This window comes from Erwinia sp. MYb416, assembly GCF_037479575.1.
Lineage (GTDB): Bacteria > Pseudomonadota > Gammaproteobacteria > Enterobacterales > Enterobacteriaceae > Erwinia > Erwinia rhapontici.
This window is the reverse complement of record NZ_JBBGYT010000249.1, coordinates 1-1,167: the sequence shown is the minus strand read 5'-3', so window position 1 is coordinate 1,167 and position 1,167 is coordinate 1. Positions and strand designations below refer to the sequence as shown.

1 protein-coding gene and 2 pseudogenes are annotated in these 1,167 nt (G+C 54.3%); 2 read left to right on the top strand and 1 reads right to left on the bottom strand.

What is annotated here, in order from left to right; translation table 11 throughout:
* Nucleotides 1–132: pseudogene (gene deoD / locus WH277_RS02320) on the top strand (purine-nucleoside phosphorylase); the annotation flags it as partial.
* Nucleotides 133–193: 61 nt separating this feature from the next.
* On the opposite strand, the gene WH277_RS02315 reads toward deoD, so the two are convergent.
* Nucleotides 194–889, bottom strand: a complete 696-nt coding sequence (locus WH277_RS02315; protein ID WP_339456959.1) for a YtjB family periplasmic protein — start codon at nucleotides 887–889, stop codon at nucleotides 194–196.
* 152 nt (nucleotides 890–1,041) lie between these two features.
* Here WH277_RS02315 and serB point away from each other — a divergent pair.
* Nucleotides 1,042–1,167 (top strand): annotated as a pseudogene (serB, locus tag WH277_RS02310) (phosphoserine phosphatase); the annotation flags it as partial.

Sequence of the window (1,167 nt, the reverse complement as noted above, 5' to 3'; positions counted from 1 at the left end):
GCGCTGACCATCTGCACCGTATCTGACCATATCCGTACCCATGAGCAGACCACTGCAGCCGAGCGTCAGACCACCTTCAGTGAGATGATTGAAATCGCGCTGGAGTCTGTGTTGCTGGGCGATAAAGAGTAATTTCTCCCGCGAGGCTGGCATTCAGCCAGCCTCCGTTTTCCCCATTCATTTCCACGGTTTCTCACTGCGGTTTCTCTGCGGCGGCAGAGGAAGGCTGAGTGTCACCGGGACTCACCGTATCCTCTTCATTCTCATCATCCTCTTTCACCGGATTGTTTGCGGTGAGCAGGAACGGCGACTGCTGCCAGCGGGTACGACGAGCGCGCAGCAAGGTACGGGAGAGAATAATGCCGATAGCCAGCGCCAGAATCATCATTAAGCGCAGTATATTGGTGGTGTTATCCACCTGCTTGGCTTCGGTGACCAGTACGTGGGTATCCAGCGTGACGCGCAGAAATCCGCGCGGGCCGTCTTTACTCGCCAGCGGCTGGACAATCTGATGGTTAAAGTAACTACCGGCGCGCTGACCATCCAGTGCCAGGCGGTCACGTACGTTAATGTTTTCACCGCTGTGCGCGATCAAACTTCCCTCGCTGTCATACAGCGAAGCATCAAGAATGCGGCTTTCATGGGTCATCTGGTCAAGCGAATCGATAATTTTTTGATGATTATCATCCGGATTATCCATCAGCGGCGTCAGCGTCCAGGCGACCTGGCGCGTCAGCGTATGGGCCAGCTCTTCAACCTGTTCAGAACGCGCCATCTGGTGTCCCAGACTGAACCAGGAGGCGCCCTGCATCAGCACGACCAGGAGTGTCAGGCAAATCAGGACGATCACCGTACGGTGAAGACGAAACTTCAGTTTGGCTTTTGCCATCTCAACCCTTCAATCCTGGAGAAAGAACCGCTTTCCGGTCATTAGCTTTATGTTGCCAGAAGGCGGGCTTACAGGGTAGCCTCTTGCGTGGTTTTAATGCTCTGCCTATGTTGAGCAACAATAGTGATAATTAAGTCCTTACAGGAGCTGTGATGCCAAATAGCCTCACCTGGTGCGACCTGCCTGCCGAAGTCTCTCTCTGGCCGGGGTTACCTCTATCTTTGAGCGGTGATGAAGTGATGCCGTTGGATTACCGTGCTGGCCGTACCGGCTGGTTG